Annotated in this window: 1 protein-coding gene and 1 pseudogene; both read right to left on the reverse strand. The window is 39.3% G+C overall.

Annotated elements, in window-relative coordinates; genetic code table 11:
- Positions 1 to 240: 240 nt before the first annotated feature.
- Positions 241 to 1,200: a hypothetical protein gene (locus tag EXE44_RS16630; RefSeq protein ID WP_137705782.1), complete on the reverse strand. Its 960-nt coding sequence runs from the start codon at positions 1,198 to 1,200 to the stop codon at positions 241 to 243.
- A 216-nt stretch (positions 1,201 to 1,416) separates the two neighbouring features.
- Positions 1,417 to 1,501: pseudogene (locus tag EXE44_RS22100) on the reverse strand (OsmC family peroxiredoxin); the annotation flags it as partial.

A 1,501-nucleotide genomic window follows, 5' to 3' on the forward strand; every position in this document is an offset into this window, starting at 1 on the left:
GTGAAGTTTCATCCGTGTGGGATCGGTACCGACGTCGGCTTAAATGGTTCCGGTTCGGCGCGAACGGCGCGATGAGATCACTCTTATTACTCAAAAGAATCGGTGAAATATAGACCATCATATCCCACGATGTATTAACAAATTAGAATTTTCTTGGTGTTATACGGGAATCTGATACAATTAACCCATTCCAGAGATCGCAGATATTCTACCTATTCAGTAAGGCACGAAGCTACATCACTAATTTAATGTTTCAATAACAGTCTCAAAGTCTAAAGCAGGAAATTCGGATATCAGTTCATCAATTTCACGATTATATTGGCTAACAATTTCATCATCAATGACTTTTGTGACATGAATATCGGTCCCCTCGACTATAACTAAACACCCAATTATCTCAGACGTACCGTCGCTTATTCCGTTATACTCATTTATATATCGTCGAATTTGCTCAAGGCCGCGGCTTTTCTGATTAAGACCTCCTACTTTCAGTTCTACTATTAATTTCGCGTCCTTTTTTGTGGATGCGAGAAGGTCTGGTCGTAGTCCTCCAAACTGTGGTTCTGCTTCGATATTTTTTATATTTTCTTGAAGTAGATCAGATAGCAGATCAGGATGATTCAGAAACAAATGAACGATATCCATTTCTTTGAACTCATTGAGGGTCTCTTGTAATCGACGCTGGGTTTTTCTCCTTTTCTCAGATACCCGAGTAATTGAATTCCTGAAGTAAAATGTGATTAAGATAGAAGTGACAGATCCAATAATCCCCGTTACTAACTCATACTCCACTCCTTGAATGTCTGGCAAAGTAATTGGAGGAAACGGGATTAAAAAGAGACTTCCAATGAAGAAGCTTAGTGAAATCAAAAATACGTAAGCGTACAGAGACCATTTACTATCCAATTTTGTTAGGATCCCATCCTCATCACCGATCGCTAGCGGAGATACTAATGTCTTTAATGTCAAAAACCCGCTTGAAGCCATAGCAATCATCCAAAAAAATGGCCTAAGTGGCGAATTACTAACGATTTCCTGTGCGTATAATGTAATGAATGCTCCCAAGATACCAAGCGCGACTAATATTTGAATGTTTTCTGCTCGCTGTTGCTCACGCCGTTCTACGGAATCATCAATATAGTCTCGAAGTAACGTCCGTATTTCCTCTAGTTCCCTCTCTAGATCGTTATCAGGACTCATTTGAGATTAACAACTTCATTTTATCCGTATACAATACTATTCGTTAAAACTAACTATTCGAATCATTATCGTCTCGCCGTTTATTTTTCTCAAGAACTATATTCTTTAACTTTAATATTAAATTATTCTTTTTGAAAGAAGCCGATAGTTCTGGTAAATCGATTTTATTGGAAATACACATAATCTAAGGAGATACAAGTCCGAGGAAGTTTCTAGTCAGTCGAACGTCCAGTTCGTCTCGACCTCGGGCGGGTCCGCCAGCGTCTGGTAGACGACGCAGTACTTCTCCGTGTACTTCCGA

It is taken from the genome of Halorubrum sp. SS7 (assembly GCF_005435055.1).
Classification (GTDB): domain Archaea; phylum Halobacteriota; class Halobacteria; order Halobacteriales; family Haloferacaceae; genus Halorubrum; species Halorubrum salinarum.